This is a genomic window from Eudoraea chungangensis, from assembly GCF_029360665.1.
GTDB classification, from domain to species: Bacteria; Bacteroidota; Bacteroidia; order Flavobacteriales; family Flavobacteriaceae; genus Eudoraea; species Eudoraea chungangensis.
Genome location: NZ_JARDUB010000003.1, coordinates 470,810 through 488,401, shown reverse-complemented (window position 1 = coordinate 488,401; position 17,592 = coordinate 470,810). Strand labels below are relative to the sequence as shown.

At 38.2% G+C, this 17,592-nt stretch carries 13 protein-coding genes; 4 read left to right on the top strand and 9 right to left on the bottom strand.

Translation table 11 applies throughout. The features are described from left to right. Entirely contained in the window at positions 1-1,608 is a 1,608-nt protein-coding gene (locus tag PXG98_RS08980) for a sulfatase family protein (protein ID WP_276390418.1), read from the bottom strand. A 56-nt stretch (positions 1,609-1,664) separates the two neighbouring features. Further along, positions 1,665-2,486 (bottom strand): 3-deoxy-8-phosphooctulonate synthase, encoded by an 822-nt coding sequence (kdsA, locus tag PXG98_RS08975; RefSeq protein ID WP_276390417.1) that lies wholly within the window; start codon positions 2,484-2,486, stop codon positions 1,665-1,667. Positions 2,487-2,631: 145 nt separating this feature from the next. On the opposite strand from kdsA, the gene typA reads away from it, so the two are divergent. Further along, entirely contained in the window at positions 2,632-4,431 is a 1,800-nt protein-coding gene (gene typA, locus PXG98_RS08970) for a translational GTPase TypA (RefSeq protein ID WP_276390416.1), read from the top strand. 18 nt (positions 4,432-4,449) lie between these two features. Here the strand turns inward: typA and ppgK are convergent, their stop codons facing one another. The 6 genes from ppgK to PXG98_RS08940 form a co-directional block, all read right to left on the bottom strand. After that, on the bottom strand, positions 4,450-5,199 hold the full coding sequence (gene ppgK, locus PXG98_RS08965) for a polyphosphate--glucose phosphotransferase (protein WP_276390415.1): 750 nt from the start codon (positions 5,197-5,199) through the stop codon (positions 4,450-4,452). 73 nt (positions 5,200-5,272) lie between these two features. Further along, complete coding sequence (locus PXG98_RS08960; protein WP_276390413.1) at positions 5,273-6,073, bottom strand: NUDIX hydrolase; 801 nt, start codon at positions 6,071-6,073, stop codon at positions 5,273-5,275. An 84-nt stretch (positions 6,074-6,157) separates the two neighbouring features. Then, complete coding sequence (locus PXG98_RS08955) at positions 6,158-7,321, bottom strand: MFS transporter (protein WP_276390412.1); 1,164 nt, start codon at positions 7,319-7,321, stop codon at positions 6,158-6,160. A gap of 82 nt (positions 7,322-7,403) precedes the next feature. Then, positions 7,404-8,084: a sulfotransferase family protein gene (locus PXG98_RS08950; protein WP_276390410.1), complete on the bottom strand. Its 681-nt coding sequence runs from the start codon at positions 8,082-8,084 to the stop codon at positions 7,404-7,406. Between the two features lie 40 nt (positions 8,085-8,124). Next, positions 8,125-9,792 carry an aryl-sulfate sulfotransferase gene (locus PXG98_RS08945; RefSeq protein ID WP_276390408.1) on the bottom strand — a complete coding sequence of 556 codons (1,668 nt, stop codon included), beginning with the start codon at positions 9,790-9,792 and terminating at the stop codon, positions 8,125-8,127. A gap of 142 nt (positions 9,793-9,934) precedes the next feature. Continuing rightward, positions 9,935-10,618: a cell division ATP-binding protein FtsE gene (locus PXG98_RS08940; protein ID WP_276390406.1), complete on the bottom strand. Its 684-nt coding sequence runs from the start codon at positions 10,616-10,618 to the stop codon at positions 9,935-9,937. A gap of 151 nt (positions 10,619-10,769) precedes the next feature. Between PXG98_RS08940 and PXG98_RS08935 the strand changes: the two genes are divergently transcribed. The 3 genes from PXG98_RS08935 (at position 10,770) to PXG98_RS08925 (ending at position 16,823) form a co-directional block, all read left to right on the top strand. Continuing rightward, positions 10,770-13,790, top strand: coding sequence for a tetratricopeptide repeat protein (locus PXG98_RS08935; RefSeq protein WP_276390405.1), 3,021 nt, complete (start codon positions 10,770-10,772; stop codon positions 13,788-13,790). A 6-nt stretch (positions 13,791-13,796) separates the two neighbouring features. Next, positions 13,797-15,557: a TonB-dependent receptor gene (locus PXG98_RS08930; RefSeq protein ID WP_276390403.1), complete on the top strand. Its 1,761-nt coding sequence runs from the start codon at positions 13,797-13,799 to the stop codon at positions 15,555-15,557. A 144-nt stretch (positions 15,558-15,701) separates the two neighbouring features. Then, the gene (locus PXG98_RS08925; RefSeq protein WP_276390401.1) at positions 15,702-16,823 is read left to right on the top strand and encodes an OmpA family protein; all 1,122 of its coding nucleotides are present in this window, start codon (positions 15,702-15,704) and stop codon (positions 16,821-16,823) included. A gap of 142 nt (positions 16,824-16,965) precedes the next feature. On the opposite strand, the gene PXG98_RS08920 is transcribed toward PXG98_RS08925, so the two are convergent. After that, positions 16,966-17,511 carry a DUF2911 domain-containing protein gene (locus PXG98_RS08920; RefSeq protein WP_276390400.1) on the bottom strand — a complete coding sequence of 182 codons (546 nt, stop codon included), beginning with the start codon at positions 17,509-17,511 and terminating at the stop codon, positions 16,966-16,968. Positions 17,512-17,592 lie beyond the last annotated feature (81 nt).

The following is a 17,592-nucleotide window of genomic DNA, read 5'->3' as shown; positions in this document are numbered from 1 at the left end:
TTATGGATTAATCCAGCCTTTATCCTTATAAATTTGAATATACTGATTTCTCAAGGCTTCTGAGTCTCCATATTCTGTTTGTAGTGCTGTAAGTTTTAATTTTAGCTCACTTACTATGTCTTTATATTTCGGGTCTCCATAAACATTTACCATTTCCTGAGTATCTGTTCTTCTATCGTACAATTCCCATTCATCAATATCGTAGTAATAATGCATCAGTTTAAAGTCTTTTGTTGCTAACCCATAATGTCTCTTAACATGATGTTCTGCCGGAAATTCGTAGTAATGATAATAAACGGCATCCCTATCCCAGCTTTCTTTTTTATCCTTAAATAGCGGGACTAAACTTTTACCCTGCATGTCTCGCGGAGCCTCTATTTCAGCAAGCTCTAAAAAAGTCTGGGCGAAGTCTAAGTTTTGTACCATTTCATCTTCAGTAATTCCGGCTTTGATTGCGTTAGGCCATTTTATCAATAATGGCGTTCTAAAGGATTCTTCATACATAAACCGTTTGTCGAACCAGCCGTGCTCCCCCAAATAGAAGCCTTGATCGGAGGTGTAAATCACTATAGTGTTTTGGTCTAAATTTTCTTCCTCTAAATAGTTCAAAACCCTTCCAACATTTTCGTCCACAGCAGCAATAGTACCCAAGTAATCTTGCATATACCTTTGGTATTTCCAAACCATTAGAGTAGAATCATTCATACTAGGGTAATTAGCGGCAAAGTCGGTGTTTATCGGATCATAGGTATTATTCCATTCCGTTCTTTGGTCTTTGGTCATTTTATCCAAAGGATCAAACAAGCGACGATCCTTAATTCCTAAAGAATCAATTATTTTGGCAGAGATTTTATTGTCGTAGTTAAGAATCATATGGTTTAAAATATTCATTTCTGCCATTTTAGAGGCGGTACCCCTATTGCTGTAAGAATCGAATAAAGTATTGGGAAGAGGAAATGTCTTTTGTGTAAATTCTTTATAGTGTCTGGGTGCGGGCAACCACGATCTATGTGGGGCTTTGTGGAGATACATTAATAGAAAGGGCTTTTCTTTTACTCTTCTATGCTGTAGCCAGTCTAGGGTAAGATCCGTAATTATATCGGTTACATAACCAGTTATTGTAGTATCTCCTTTTTGGGTTAGAAACTTAGGATTGTAATAATCTCCTTGTCCAGGCAGAATCTTGTACTCATCAAATCCTTTTGGTGCATTGCCAAAATGTAGTTTCCCAAACATGGCTGTTTGGTAGCCATCTTTTTGCAATAGTTGTGGAAAAGTAATATTGGTTGTATCGAAGGGCGATAAGTTGTCTATTTTTCCATTAATATGGCTGTGTTTACCAGTTAATATAACTGCTCTGGAGGGAGCGCAAATAGAATTGGTGACACTTGCGTTGGTAAATAGCATGCCTTCTTGTGCTATCCGATCAATATTTGGTGTCTCGATTAGCTTATTGCTATAGGCACTTATTGCCTGATACGCATGATCATCCGACATAATAAAAACAATATTAGGTCTTTCCCTCCTTAGCTTGTCTTTTGAGGCATCTTGTTTGCATTGTACAAAGCAAAGGCCTAAAAAGGCTAGTATTAAAACATTGATTTTCATGATTCTGTTATTAATTCTAGACTAAACTAACCACGGATTCAATAAACAAACCTCTGTTAATTCAGTTTATTTACTGTTTGTTTAAGCGCCACCAAATTGGTTAATAGGCGCTCTAACTGCTCTAGCGGTAGCATGTTCGCCCCATCACTCTTAGCATTTGCCGGATCAAAATGGGTTTCAATAAATATACCGTCTACCCCGGCAGCGATGCCCGCCTGAGCTATGGTGCTTATCAATGCTGGCCTTCCTCCAGTTACTCCTGAGCTTTGGTTAGGTTGCTGTAAAGAATGGGTAACGTCTAGCACCACAGGTGCGTAATTTTTCATAGTGGGAATACCTCTAAAATCTACAACCATATCCTGATAGCCGAACATGGTTCCCCGGTCGGTGATCATAGCTTGTTCATTTTGTGTGTCCAGTACTTTGTTTACAGCATGCTTCATGCTCTCCGGACTCATAAATTGTCCTTTCTTTAAGTTTACTGTTTTTCCAGTCTCAGCTGCAGCTACTACTAAATCTGTCTGTCTTACCAAAAAGGCTGGTATTTGAAGTATATCTACATATTCTGCAGCTTTGGCCGCATCTTCATTGGTATGAACATCTGTTACAGTAGGGACTTCAAAGGTCTGGCTTACCTTTTGTAATATTTTTAGAGCTTTTTCATCCCCAATTCCAGTAAAAGAATCTACTCTGCTGCGGTTCGCTTTCTTAAAACTTCCTTTAAAAACATAAGGAATGCGTAGCCTTGTAGTAATGTTCACAATCTCTTCAGCAATCCTCAAAGCCATCGCTTCACCTTCTATAGCACATGGCCCCGCGAGCAAGAAAAAATTCTGAGATTCTAGATTTTTTATGTTTGGAATACGATCTAATTTCATAACGAGAGGTTAGGGAGTAAATATACTTGTTTTTTTATGGAGACGGCAAAGGTGTTAAGTCCTCTAAATCAATAAAATAAAAATAACACAACTTTATAACTACATGCCAAAAATAGGAGTATCTTTGCAGGCTCAAAACAAAAAGATGTCTGAAACAAAAAATATTGCCATCATAGCCCACGTAGACCACGGTAAAACAACCTTGGTGGATAAAATATTGCACTACTGTCAGTTATTTCGTGAGAACGAAAAAACAGGAGAACTCATTTTAGATAATAACGATTTAGAAAGAGAACGGGGTATCACCATTGTGTCTAAGAACGTTTCAGTTACCTATAAAGATACTAAGATCAATATTATAGATACTCCCGGTCACGCCGACTTCGGAGGAGAAGTGGAACGTGTATTAAATATGGCAGACGGGGTATTGCTTTTGGTTGATGCCTTTGAAGGTCCTATGCCACAAACGCGCTTTGTTTTACAAAAGGCGATAGATTTGGGATTAAAGCCGTGTGTGGTAATTAACAAAGTCGACAAAGAGAATTGTACACCAGAGGAAGTACATGAAAAAGTCTTTGATCTGATGTTCGAACTAGGAGCAGAGGAATGGCAGCTAGACTTCCCAACGGTTTATGGCTCGGCCAAAAATAACTGGATGAGTGAAGACTGGCAAAATGAAACAGATTCTATTGAGCCTCTATTGGAAATGGTTGTTGAGCACATTCCGAGTTTTGAAGCTAAAGAAGGTACCACACAGATGCTAATTACCTCTTTAGATTATTCTTCTTTTACCGGAAGAATTGCTATTGGTCGACTTCAAAGGGGTTCCTTAAAAGAAGGACAGCAAATTTCTTTGGTAAAAAGAGATGGAAAAATTGTAAAGTCGAAAGTTAAGGAATTATTTACTTTTGAAGGCTTAGGACGTAAGAAGGTAAGCGAAGTTAAAACAGGTGACATTTGTGCAATTGTTGGTTTGGAAGGATTTGAAATTGGGGATACCATTGCAGATATAGAAAATCCGGAAGGTCTAAAGTCTATTGCTATAGATGAACCAACCATGAGTATGTTATTTACCATAAATGATAGTCCGTTTTTTGGAAAGGATGGTAAATTTGTTACTTCTCGTCATATAAAAGAAAGACTTTCAAAAGAGTTAGAAAAGAATCTTGCCCTGCGTGTTGAGGAAACCGACAGTGCCGATAAGTTTATGGTTTTTGGTAGAGGGGTATTGCATTTATCGGTACTTATTGAAACAATGCGTAGAGAAGGTTATGAACTTCAAATTGGACAGCCGCAGGTTATTATTAAAACTGTTGATGGTGTGCAGTGCGAACCAGTAGAACAGCTGACGATTGACTTGCCGGAAGAAGTATCTGGAAAGGCAGTAGAAATGGTTTCTATTAGAAAGGGTGAAATGACCAGTATGGAGGCAAAAGGCGATAGAATGGTATGCGAGTTTATCATTCCTTCTAGAGGTATTATTGGTCTTCGTAATCAGCTTTTGACGGCTACGGCTGGGGAAGCAATAATGGCACATCGCTTTTTAGAGTACCAGCCAATGAAAGGTGATATACCACAAAGACAAAACGGTTCTCTGGTTTCTATGGAAAATGGAAAGGCTATTCCTTATTCTATTGATAAATTGCAAGACAGAGGTAGATTCTTTATTGATCCGGGTGAAGATATCTACGAAGGTCAGGTTATAGGTGAAAACACCAGAGGAGATGATATGGTAATTAATATTACGAAAACCAAAAAGTTAAGTAATGTACGTTCTGCCGGAGCAGACGATAAGGCCAAAATTGTACCTGCCATCAAATTTTCTTTGGAAGAGGCTTTGGAATATATTCAGAAAGATGAATATGTAGAGGTTACACCAAAACATCTGAGACTTCGCAAAATATTTCTAAAAGAAGTAGATCGCAAGCGAAATAAAATAGCCTAACTAAGAATTTTTAAGATATTAGTCTCTCGGCGCTTCATGCAGTGCCGCAGCGGCTGCACCTACAATTCCAGCCTGATTTCTTAATTCAGCAGGTATTACCGGGGTATCGATAGTGATATATTTTTTATACTCATCGAATTGTTTTGAAGTACCTCCACCAAGGATTATATGGTCTGGAGAAACTAATAGTTCTACGTAGGCTAAGAATTTATTAAAACGCTTACCCCATTGTTTAAAACTAAGTTCTTCTCTTTCTTTTGCTGAAGCAGCGGCCCAATCTTCAATCTTCTCGTATTTTTTGTAAGGAATCTGTCCTAATTCAAAATTTGGAATTAACTCCCCGTTAAAAAATGCTCCGCTTCCGAGGCCAGTTCCAATGGTAATCATAATAACTAGACCTTCTTTTCCTTTGCCAATACCATAATTCATGGTTGCATAACCAGCCGCATCGGCATCATTGATAACAGTTACCGGTAAGCCAGTAGCTTCACTAAAAAGTTCTTTTACATTTAGATTTAGCCATTTTTTGTGAAGATTCCCTTGTGATTTGCAAACACCGTGTCTTATGACCGTGGGAAAACCACATCCCACAGGACCTTTGTGATTAAAATGCGCCACAATTTCTTTTACCACCGCCGCCATCTCTTTTGGCTTCCGCGATTTTGGGGTGGGAATACGGTGCCGTTCAGTTAACATTTCACCCGTAATTGAATTTACCAAGGCACCCTTCATGCCAGATCCTCCAATATCTATTCCAAGTACTACCATTTGTCTAATAAGTGTTGGTTCTCTGTTTTCGGGGGCAAAAGTAATGAAAATCTTTTTGGAGTTTAGTTAGATTTTATCGGAGGTATTTTTTCTTTTTAAGAAAATCAAAAATTTGACGATCAACAGGAGCAAGCATTTGGATGTCTTGATAAGACAACCACACTAATTCTTCAATTTCCGAAGAAGGAAGTAGTTCTCCCTCAAAAGTTGCCTTAAAACAGTGCAGTCTTACTAGTTTTCCACTGGGATATCCCTCGGCCGGGCCTTCAAAAACACCCACTTTTTTAATGGAGTTTTCAATTAATCTAACATTTAACTCTTCTTTAATCTCTCTGCGCAGAGCTACTATTTTGTTTTCGTCTCTTTCTTTCTTACCGCCAGGGATAAAATAAACCTGCTTGTCTCTACTTCGTGTACATAAAATGCGATAGTCCTGTATATAAATCCAGACCACGACTTCTAAAATGTCTTTGCTAGGTTCTATATACTGGTCTATTGAATTGAGGGAATGATTGGGATCCAGAAAATCTAGAAAACGATCTATGATAAGGCCAATTTTGCTTAAGGTACCTAGCTTTTTATTACGCCCCAGAGCACTAGATATAGTCTCGTCCCTATTGCCAAAAGGATAAGCTCCTTTTTTTAACCAAAGTACATTTAATAGATATTGCATTTGTACATTTCCCAATTGGTCTATAGAAACGGCGATTTCTAGAAGATAATTACCGAGTCCTGGAATACCTTTTTTAAATAAAGAATAGAAAACACCAAATACAAACCCCAAAGGCCCCGTTACCACCAAGAGTACAATCGAAATTATAAACAGAAGCAAATAGAGAAACACACTCCCCTTTTTTTCTTTGTTAGCATACATTGGGCCAAAATTTATTTTTTGTGGTATTAAATTTACAAAAAAAGTAGGCCTTTACTTATTTGCTAAAACAAAGCTTGGTTAGGTCTAGGAATTTTTTCTTTGGTATACGTAATGAAACACGAAGAAAAACAAACTCAAGAATAATAGAATATACGATAGATAAGAGAATAACTCCGATTCTGAAAGAATTCCCAAAAAAGGTAACAAAAGAAGGGGAGATAGGAACTGTCCCATAAACCAAAAGGTAGTTAGTCTTCCGATTTCTTGTCCTCTAATCTTTTCCGGGGCCAATTGCATTACCCAAATATTGGCATTTGGGATCATAACTCCCATGCCCAGACCCGCTAAAAGCATTCCAAGCATTACCATTAAATAGCTATTTCCAAATGCTATTACAATAAAGGACAGAGCCATAAGAAAATAGCCTAAGCTAAATACTTGCTGAAAACTAAGACGATCCTTGATTTTAGAAAAGGAAATAGAAGATATTGCAGAAAAAAATGTACTCGAGGCAATAGCTATACCGATAAGGCTATTTTTTTCTATTCCTATAGATTTTAAATAGAAAGGAATTTGTACTGGAATTAGGAAGAAAAGTATCCACATAAGCATTACATTAAAAAACACCAACCAAATAATTCTAGGGGATTTTATGGTATCCGTAGCTGTTTTTTGTTGCAGGTCTGATTTGGGTTCTTTTAAATAAAGACCAGTCATCGGAAGAATAACCAAAGGGAATAGATAGAGTAAAAAAGGGATTCTCCAAGATATATCTGCCAAAACCCCTCCGAGGGTAATAAAAATAATTCCTCCAAGCGACATTACAGCAATCTGCAAGCCGGCAAACTTTTGCCTGGCTTTACCTTGGTAGTAATCGGCTATGAGGGTAGTAACTATCGTCATAGAGATACCAACACTTATCCCTAAAAGAGCCCTGCCGGCAAGAATCAGGTAAATATTATCTAGGTAATACCCGGAGGTGCCTCCAAGAATATACAAAATAAGGGCGGCATTTAATAGCCGTAAACGTCCAAATTTGTCAATAAACTTACCTGCGACTATGGCGGTAAGGGCTATAAATAAAGCAGGAAAGGAAAGTGTAAGTTTAACCAAACCTTCGGCCTTGGCTAAATATGAGAAAGTCTTTGTCATATCCGGTAAGGACGCGGATATTGTAATCATAGACATTATGGTGAGACTGCTTACCAGTAGTAAGGTAGCTTTTACCTGCCAGCTTTCTGTATTCATATCATATAGTTTAAAAGAAATACCCCTTATGCTTTTTGCTCAGGGGTATCTGTAATTATTAGTTACAACGAGATTTTCCAAATTAGACCATTTCCCCTTTCATTAATTTGGGAAGCATAGCTTTAAAATTCTCTTTTTTATTTAAATGAGGAAGAGGTTCGGCAGGTTCTTCCAAACCTAGAAATTTACAAAGCGGTGCCCAGCCATCTCGCACATCATAAACCAGTAATTTGTCTTCAGGGACACTTGCTTTTACATCGGCTAGATGTTCTTCCCAGAATTTTTTTGCGTGTGCTTTATCGCCAAAATTTCCTTGTAGTCTTTCAGCAAAAAAGACTTTTTTAAACCATTTAATACATTTAACCACTTTTCGCGCCCTGGCACTGCCAAGCAGTTTTCCAATCATCTTTATCTTTTCAGCTGGTGTCTGAGGCCCGGCCCTGAAAACGGTACTGTCTACACTCTTATACCAGGCGTCAAAATCGCGTACCGTAAGGATTACTTTGGCTTCGGGATATCTTTTCATATGCTCTTTATACCATGGGTAACCGGGAAAATCCACGGTACCATCATAACCTTTGTAAAGGGCATCCCAGTCTGTATTCCCAGTATCATCCAGGGTCTTCCAATAATGAAGTTTCTCAGGATTTACCAATAATTCTTTCATATGGTAAACATGGTTGTAACCTAGCTGTTCCAAGCTTTGTTTCAATGTATTTGTGCCGGTCCTTGGCAATCCGGCTCCTATAATTTTAATAGACATTTTATGGTAGTTTTAAATTAGTAATTAATTGCGCTTTTATTTATTGTAGACTATCCTGGGTTATAGGTGGGGGTGGCATTTTAAAGATAAAGGGTTTTGGTTGTATTTCTAATGCGTTTAAGCTTTTATCCGCAAAGGCTGGGTAGTCTTCTGTAAAATGTGTTGCCCTAAACTGCATATACTTAAACGGGCCTATTGGAGAAGCCACTGTCCCGTCGGGCATCTTGTATTGATCGTTATAAGGGTTCCAGTATTCCCAGACTATTTCCCCGTTTGCCGTGACCTCCATTATTCTTCCTTTAGCCCCGGAGGTAATTAAGGTATTTCCATTTTGCATTCGATGGGCACCGGAGACAAAGGCAGAGTAAAACGAATATTTATCAGCTGCGGTATACGTCCATACCGGTGAATCTGGTCCGAAAGATTTGTTTTCTTTCAAGATGTAGGCACCATCACTATTTGTGGGAGGTTCCAGTTCAAAAACAGCACTGTGGTTTCCTAACACGCCTACGGGTGCCTCCACTTCCGGAGATTTGCTGGTCATTAAAATTGCCCACATAGAAGGAACCTTATTATCCGGATGCTCAATATCGTTATTAAATACCATCAAATGGCCCTCCCCGGGATAGCCTTTTGGAATCCATTTTACGTCGTGTTCAAAAAACAGCTTTTGATCTTCCTTTGTGCCTCGGCCATAATTGGCAGGATTACCCCAACGATAAAGAAGATCCCCTCCATGACCCCATTTACCACCAGTACTTCCTTTGGCTTCTTTTGTAGTGGTACTATGATCAATTATCATAATTTCACTGTAGGCGGGGACACTTATAGCTATTTGGTCTAGAGTTTCATTGTAGGCAATGGCATTCGTATGCGTAAAATCTGAATGCACGTTGTCTACAGTGGCATTAGCAGTCATGAATCCCATTTTTTTGCCTTGCTCTATTTGTTCTTCGGTCATTTCAGGCCCTGCTTCCCCAAAAACATTAAAGTTTATCTTTCTCGGATGTTCTGAAACAATGCCATAATTATCTTTTGTGCTATCAATTTCCTGTATCAAGTGATCCCACATGTGCCATTCCCATACGATCTCTCCCTCCGTTGCCCCAGAAGGTTTAATTTCTATAATCTTATCTGGCCAGAGCCCGGCCTGGTTTACATGCTTTGGATCTCTACCTGCCTGGATAACTTCTTCCTCGGTTTTGGCTTCGTAAGAAATGGCCAAAACATTACCATTTGGAAGTAATTCAATATCGTGATGTATAAGCTGGTTTTCATCAGCCCATTCAAAATCCCATAGTTTATTTCCTTCCCAGTCATATTCTCTAATCCTTCCGGCTTGTCCGCCAGCGGCAAATGTTGGGAAGTCGGGGTCTACTTCTAACCTAACTAAGTTTCCATTAGGTTTTAAATACATATTTACCACGGCAAGTTCGCCTTCCCAACTATGAACTACCTGGCCGTCTAAATTTATCAGATGGGTTTTAGTGCTTTCCGGCGGGCCTATCATAATAAAACCAGGGGTGGCGTTAGGTGTTTTTTCTTTTAGGCCTCGCTCTGCGGTAAGGCCCGTAATACTTCTGGTATCCTCGGGATTCCATTCGCGAACTTCTATTTTTTCGGTAACTTCTAATGGTTTAGAATCTTCCTTACAGGAGAGGACAAACATTAAGAAAGCGGATAGTAATAAACAATACTTGGTTCTCATTTTGGGTTGGTTGTTTGGTGGTTTTTACAAGAAATATCTAAAAAAAGATAAGTCTTGCAATTAACAGACTTAAATAGGTCTGTCTCAATGCTTAGAAAGATAGTTAATTATTTTTAATTTACTACAATGTGTAGATCCAGAACTAAATTGCTTTTTGGATTACTTCAAAGACTTTAGAATCGTCGCATTTAAGTGTTTTAGAAGGGTATTTTAATAAGAGTGCATAGTCATGCGTTGCCATGAGAATGGTCCTTCCGGCCTTATTAATTTCTTGCAATACCTTCATTATTTCAACACTGGTTTGTGGATCGAGGTTACCCGTTGGCTCATCCGCCAAGATTATTTCCGGATCGTTTAATAAGGCCCTGGCTATCGCAACCCTTTGTTGCTCTCCACCAGATAGTTCATGGGGAAATTTAAACCCCTTGGTTTTCATTCCTACTTTCTCTAATACTTTTTCAATCTGAACCTTCATTTTTTCCTGCTCTTTCCAGCCAGTCGCTTTCAGAATAAATTCCAGATTTTTGTGAATATTTCGATCCGACAGAAGTTTAAAATCTTGAAAAACTATTCCAAGTTTTCTTCTGAGAAAAGGGATGTCTTTCTCTTTTAAGGTTTTTAGATTAAAACCCACAATTTCTCCGATTCCCTTTTTTAATGGAAGATCGGCGTAAAGCGTTTTCATAAAACTACTCTTTCCACTACCTGTTTTACCAATAAGGTATACAAATTCTCCTTTTTTTACTTCTAGCGAAATATTTTGGAGTACCATGTTCTCTTTTTGAAAAATGGTAACCTCTTTTAGATGTAAAACTTGTTCTGCCATATACGAAATGTTGATATAAAAGTAATAAGTTCCTGCTTAAAATGAACCAAGCTGTAACAAAAACTTCTTCTTTTACTCCTTGAGATACTTGGAATCTAATTTTTACGTTATTAAGATAATTTACGGTACTTCTTCAAAGCTAGAGAACATTATGCACAAGAAAAAAACCGCGCTATTACTATTGGTTGTAGGACTTTCGAGTTTGTGTTTTTCACAAGAGTCCAAAATATACACATATCCTCAAAAGGACTATGATGATGCCCTAACGCTATACAATGAAAAGCAATATCAGGCAGCTCAAGCTATATTTGAAAGGGTTCAGAATACCACAGAAGACCTGGAAACAGAAGCGAATAGTGCTTACTATGCCGCTAATGCTGCGGTCAGATTAAACCAATTAGGAGCAGATAAGCTCATGGAAAATTTTGTGCGGGATTATCCAACATCCAGCAAAAGAAATTCGGCCTTTATAGATGTAGCGGATTATTATTTTGAAAATGGAAAATATCCCTACGCCATTAAATGGTATGGAAAGGTAGACCAGTCGTCCATGTCTTATAAAGAAAAGGAACGCTTTAATTTTCAAATGGGCTACTCGCTTTTTAGCGCCAAAAAGTCTAAAGAAGCCGAACGGTATTTAAGTAGAGTTAGCAATTCGGAGACTTATGGTTCGCAGGCAAAGTACTATTTGGGTTATATCGCGTACCAGCAAGACGATTACGAAGGTGCGAACGAGCGCTTTGATCAGATTCAGGATCAGGAAGTCCTTAATGATAAATTGTCTTACTACCAGGCAGACATGAATTTCAAGTTAGGGAGATTTGAGGATGCTATAGTCTTGGCGAAGGCACAGCTCCCAAAATCTGATCGTAAAGAAGTTTCTGAGCTAAATAAAATAATAGGGGAGAGTTACTTTAACTTGGAGCAATACGCCAATGCCATTCCCTATCTTGAAGAATACAAAGGAAAGAGGGGAAGATGGAGTAATACGGATTATTATTTATTGGGCTATTGTTATTATAAGATGGAAGATTATGCCAATGCGATCGGACAATTCAATAAAATCATCGATGGTAATAATGAAGTTTCACAAAACGCCTACTATCATTTGGCAGAATGCTACCTAAAACTAGACAAAAAGCAAGAGGCCTTAAACGCTTTTAGAAATGCTTCCACAATGGAGTTTGTTCCAGAAATACAGGAGGATGCTTTTTTAAATTACTCTCGCCTCAGTTATGAAATTGGAAACCCATATGAGCTGGTGCCTGTAGTTTTAAATTCCTATCTGAAAACTTATCCTAATAGTACTTACAAAGATGAGGTTCAGGAATTATTGGTAGATTCTTATTTAACTTCGAAAGATTTTGAAGGAGCTCTGGACTTATTAGAGAATAATAGCGGATATGCCAGTAAAGAGACCTATCAAAAAGTTGCATTTTACAGAGGTGTTGAAGTCTTTATGGAAGCTAAGTATGCAGAAGCCAATGCCTTGTTCGATAAGTCTCTAAAGAATGCGCCAAATGCTTATTTTAAAGGAAGAGCACGTTTTTGGAAGGCAGAGTCACTTTACCTTCTAAACGATTACGCGGCCGCTTTAGAAAATTATAAAACCTTTAAAAGTTATTCATCCGCTGATTCAACTGCCGAATTTGAAGATATAGATTATAATTTGGCCTATACCAGTTTTAAGTTAAAAGAATACGAAAACGCTATCTCTTTCTTTAAAAGTTTTCTTCTAATTTCTAAGGATTCTGAGAAAAAGAATGATGCAAATGTTCGCCTAGGGGATTGCTACTTTGTTTCCAGTAAGTATTGGCCGGCTATTGAATCATATGACAAAGTAATATCTTCTGGTAGCAGTGAGAAAGACTATGCTGCCTTTCAAAAAGCCCTTAGTTACGGCTTTATAGATAGAAACTCAACAAAGTTAGAAGAGCTAAACAATTTTAATGCAGCTTACCCGCGTTCGGGTTTAAGGGATGATGTTCTTTTTGAAATGGGAAACTCCTATATAAAAGATAATCAAGAAACTTCGGGTTTGGAATCCTATGATCAGTTAATTCAGCAGTTTCCAATGAGCAGCTTGGTCCCACAAGCATTGCTTAGGCAGGGATTAGTGCATTATAATGCTAATAGAAACGAAGAGGCTTTAGGCAAGTTTAAAACCGTGGTCAGAGATTTTCCTCAAACACAAGAAGCTGTGCAGGCAGTGGCGACGGCCAAACTTATCTATGTAGATATGGGTAATGTAAATGAGTATGCAGCCTGGGTTGAAGGTTTGGACTTTGTGGAGGTTACTGATAGTGAACTAGATAATGCTAGTTTTGAATCGGCTCAAAAGCAGCAACAAGAAGGGAAAACGGAAGCTGCAATTAAGGCCTATGAAGGATATATCCAAAACTTCCCTTCAGGTATGCATAGAATAGATGCCAATTTTAATTTGGCACAACTATATTTTACTAAAGAGGAAAGACTAAAAGCCCTTCCTAGGTATAAAGTTGTTGCACAGGGTGGGGCCAGTGAGTATTCGGAGCAGGCACTTACAAGGGTATGTGAGATATATGTCACAGAAAAAAACTATGCAGAAGCCTTGCCATTTCTTGTAGAGTTGGAAAACACAGCTAACATTTCTCAAAACAAGACTTTTGCACAATCTAATTTGATGAAAGGGTATTACGAACAGAAGGAATACGATCTAACCATCACTTATGCAAACAAGGTATTGCAAAATGCTTCTATTGACGATCGAATAAAAAGTGATGCCCAGATAATGATAGCCAGATCTGCCATAGCCACAAATAATGAAAGCGCGGCGCATGAAGCATATAAAGAAGTTCTTAGTATAGCAAGCGGCAGTCTGGCTGCAGAGGCCTTATTTTACAAGGCATATTTTGAGAGGAAAGAAGGAAGTATCGAGGCTTCTAATACATCTGTTCAAAGGCTTGCCAGAGACTACTCCTCTTATAAAGAATGGGGAGGAAAGGGACTGGTTATTATGGCGAAAAACTTTAATGACCTAGATGATGCCTACCAGGCTACCTATATTTTAGAAAGTGTTATAAGTAATTTTAGCGATTTCCCGGCAATAGTTACGGAAGCAAAGGAAGAGCTTGCAATTATTAAAAATAAAGAAGCAGAACGAAATTCATCAATTCAACCTGAAGGAAACTAAGCATTTATGCAAACGATTCAAAAACAACTCACCGTATTAATTACACTTGGACTTGGGATTTTCAGCAGCTTGTATTGCCAGGAAGAAGAGAATCTTGGAACGGAGACTGTTACTGTTGTAAAAGCCTATACACCTACGGTGTCGGATGCTTTTAAAGTGAAATCTGTCCCTGTTTTAAACGATTCTATAGAATTACAGAAAAAGAAGATTTCATACAGTATTTTCTCTATACCCGTTGCTTCTACCTTTACACCTTCTAAGGGGAAGGCCACTGTTATACAAAGAGCCGCTCCGGAGAAATTGTACAACTCTTATGCCATGGTCAGTTTTGGAAATTTTGGAAATGCTTTGGCCGATTTCTATACTAGTCGCGATTTAGACCGAGGAAAAAAGAGGCTCGATTTTGGCTTGAAACATCACAGTTCTCGCGGGGACTTGGAGAATGTTCCTTTAAATACAGACTTTTATAATACGCTCCTTAGTGGGGCTTATACAGAAAGAAGCAGGGATATGGGATGGACTGCAGACTTGGGCTTTCAACACCAAAAGTACAACTGGTATGGGGTTGAAGAAGGTAGCCTAGACGAGGCAATCATAAATGGTATCGAGGAAGGACAAAATTATTTTGCTGCCGAAGCGGGTGCCCGTGTAACTATGGACGATTCTTTTTTTACGGGTGGAGATCTCAGGTATAGACGGTTTTGGGACGCTGCTTCTTCTGGTGAAAATAGGTTTTATGTACGTCCTAACTTTGAGTTTCCATTATCTACAGAACTTTTAAAGGTAGCGGTGGTATTCGACTATGTGGGTGGAAGCTTTGAAAATGCAAGTTTAAATAGTTTAGTTAATAGTCCCGGAATTTCATATGGGCAATTACAATTTGGTGTTAGTCCAAATATTGAATTAAGCGGCGATTCTTATGCGTTAAGTCTGGGTGCCTCTTTGGTCTACGGACTAGACGTGGAAAATTCAGATAGTAACTTCTATATATATCCCCAAGTAAGTGGGTCCTATACTATTTCAGATAATGCTTTGGTGGCATATGCCGGGGTGGAAGGGAGATTAGTCCAAAATTCTTATTATGATTTTGTTGCTTTAAACCCATATGTATCCCCCACACTAACAATTCAACCAACAGACCAACAGTACGATGGATTTGCTGGGATAAGAGGACAAGTCCTAACAAATCTAAGTTATAATGTCAGAGCGTCTTATAAGGCAGAGAACAGAAAGCCTCTTTATAAACTCAATCCTCTGAATAGCGGAAGAACTGACAGCAAAGGGTATTATTGGGGAAACTCTTTTGAAGTTTTTTACGACGACGTAAAAACCCTTGGTTTGTTTGCGGAACTTAGTGCAGATATTAATCGAAGTTTTACCATAGGGGTTAATGGAGAATTTTTTGATTACAATACTGAGACAGATAATCCGGCGTGGAACCTTCCTGAGGTACAAGGATCGCTGTTTTTTGATTATCAAATTGACGAACAGTGGTATATAGGCGCTAATCTTTTTTTCGTAGGCGAAAGAAACGATTTAAGCTCCGAAGCCGTTCCTAATACCCTACCTCAAGATTTTCCGTCTACAATTCTAACTTTGGATAGTTTTTTTGATGCAAATGCATATGCGGGTTATAGAGCAAGTAAGCAGCTTACTATTTTTGCCAAGGCAAATAATATTGCCAATAACGACTATCAAAGATGGGCTAATTTTAGAGTTCAGGGATTTCAAATTTTGGCCGGGGCTTCCTATAAATTTGACTTTTAGCGTGTTATAAAGATCAAATGGGCTAGGTTTTAACCAAATCAGGTATCTTCTCATCGCATTTTTCCTACGATTTGGCGAAGCATATATCCAAATTCCAGAACACCATTGTTTTTTTGGTAATTTTAATAGAGCTAAGTCAGTCTTATGGTTTTTCTTAAAGTCGCGACATATTTAAGCCTATGCTTCTTTTTACTTCTTCCTGTATCGGTTTGTGCACAAAACCTAGTGTACAATGGTGGTTTTGAAGAGTTTGTTAAGTGCCCTGAACGTTTAGGAAACTTTGAAGCTGATGTAAGTAGCTGGAATACCCCAACCAGAGGTTCTACAGATTACTTTAATAGCTGTAGTAAAACCATGGGCGCCCCAGAAAATTTCAATGGAAAACAGGATGCCTACGCCGGTAATGGTTATGCTGGGTTATATCTGTATGCCCCACAAGATTATAGGGAATATATTCAGGTTCCTTTAAAGGAACCGCTTAAAACAGGGATCCCTTATGAACTCCTTTTTTATATTAGTCTTGCCGACAGATCAGATTTTGCAATAAGAAGCTTTGGGGTGCTGCTTACTCTGGAAGAGATTAATTTAGATATAAAAAAAACACTTTCTAAAATGCATCTTTATAGCATGCGTGAGAATGAATTCTATATGTTGGAAATAAACCCTGGCGATTATTTTAAAGATACAAAGAAATGGATTCCGGTACGAACACAATTTAAAGCAAAAGGAACCGAACGATTTTTGATAATTGGGAATTTTGATAACAATGCAGCTACTGCAAAAGTAAAGTTGAAAGAGGGACGAAAAAAAGGTGCCTACTATTATATAGACGCTGTTTCCTTGAGAGAGCTAGAATTGGAGAATAATTCTGCGATAATTTCTAAAGACAGTTTAACTATTAGTGCTACCTATGAGCTCGATAAAACCCATATATTTAATACTATTTTATTCGATTTTGACACCTATAATTTATTAGATAAGGCGAAGGAAGATTTAAACGATATCTATTCTTATCTAAAGGCCAATGAAAAACTACATATTAGTATTGAAGGCCACACAGACAACATAGGATCAAGGACTTATAATCAGGCACTCTCAGACAAACGATGTGCTGCGGTAGCTTCCTATTTTATTTCATTGGGTTTAAAAAAAGAAAGAGTAAGCTGGCAAGGCCATGGAGGGATGAATCCCATCACCACAAACGATACCGAGGAGGGAAGGCGAAAAAATAGAAGAGTGGCCTTTGTGATTAGCAAACCCGACTGATCTTTTATGAGTAATTGAAATCTTAGAGAAAAAGTCTAAACAATTTCATATTTAAATTAAATGAACTGACTAGTTACTCTACTACAAAGCATAAAAAAAGCCGAAGGTTTATCTTCGGCTTTTTTGAAATACTAACTAACTATTACATGCTTAGGCTAAAGGGAACAGCGACCATTACAGATCCCCATCCCATTATCAGATGCACGCCTCCATCTACTTCTTTATAAGCAATGGAAAAAGCCTCTACAGAATCTGAACCTTTGCTAACGCCACCCATAGCTCTAGCAACATCGGCAGACTCATCATAAGAGTAAGATCCCCATTGGTTTAGTTTACTATTTAAAATTACGGTCCATTCTTTTTCACCAGGAATAGTGAACAAAGAATAAGTTCCGGCCTTTACTGCAGTATCTCCGAACATCATGTCTTTATACAAGGTGATCTCAGCAGCTTCATTGGCTCCGGTTCTCCATACCTTACCTGCCGGGGCAAGTTGTTCTAGAGACCTTCCTTTTAATTGAGGTCGGCTGTATACTACTTTAATTAACTTGTCGGATACCTTATAACTTGTGGGATAAGATGCGATGTCTGCAGGACTTTTATCTAGTCCGCTAAATTCTTGCGCATTTATATCATTGGTAAAAACCAAAGCAAAAGCCATAACGATAAGGGTAACTAATTTTTTCATAATTGATAATGTTTTTTTGAGTTTGTCAAATCTAAGGTGAAAACCTATCTAGGTTTTATAAAAAGTCGTTAAAATTTAACA

Excerpts from the sequence above, each read along its gene's own strand:
- kdsA (WP_276390417.1), bottom strand. The coding sequence starts at position 2,486 with ATGAAATTAGATCGTATTCCAAACATAAAAAATCTAGAATCTCAGAAT.
- PXG98_RS08960 (WP_276390413.1), bottom strand. The coding sequence starts at position 6,073 with ATGTATGCTAACAAAGAAAAAAAGGGGAGTGTGTTTCTCTATTTGCTT.
- PXG98_RS08980 (WP_276390418.1), bottom strand. The coding sequence starts at position 1,608 with ATGAAAATCAATGTTTTAATACTAGCCTTTTTAGGCCTTTGCTTTGTA.
- ppgK (WP_276390415.1), bottom strand. The coding sequence starts at position 5,199 with ATGGTAGTACTTGGAATAGATATTGGAGGATCTGGCATGAAGGGTGCC.
- PXG98_RS08935 (WP_276390405.1), top strand. The coding sequence starts at position 10,770 with ATGCACAAGAAAAAAACCGCGCTATTACTATTGGTTGTAGGACTTTCG.
- PXG98_RS08930 (WP_276390403.1), top strand. The coding sequence starts at position 13,797 with ATGCAAACGATTCAAAAACAACTCACCGTATTAATTACACTTGGACTT.
- PXG98_RS08925 (WP_276390401.1), top strand. The coding sequence starts at position 15,702 with ATGGTTTTTCTTAAAGTCGCGACATATTTAAGCCTATGCTTCTTTTTA.
- PXG98_RS08950 (WP_276390410.1), bottom strand. The coding sequence starts at position 8,084 with ATGTCTATTAAAATTATAGGAGCCGGATTGCCAAGGACCGGCACAAAT.
- PXG98_RS08920 (WP_276390400.1), bottom strand. The coding sequence starts at position 17,511 with ATGAAAAAATTAGTTACCCTTATCGTTATGGCTTTTGCTTTGGTTTTT.
- PXG98_RS08945 (WP_276390408.1), bottom strand. The coding sequence starts at position 9,792 with ATGAGAACCAAGTATTGTTTATTACTATCCGCTTTCTTAATGTTTGTC.
- typA (WP_276390416.1), top strand. The coding sequence starts at position 2,632 with ATGTCTGAAACAAAAAATATTGCCATCATAGCCCACGTAGACCACGGT.
- PXG98_RS08955 (WP_276390412.1), bottom strand. The coding sequence starts at position 7,321 with ATGAATACAGAAAGCTGGCAGGTAAAAGCTACCTTACTACTGGTAAGC.
- PXG98_RS08940 (WP_276390406.1), bottom strand. The coding sequence starts at position 10,618 with ATGGCAGAACAAGTTTTACATCTAAAAGAGGTTACCATTTTTCAAAAA.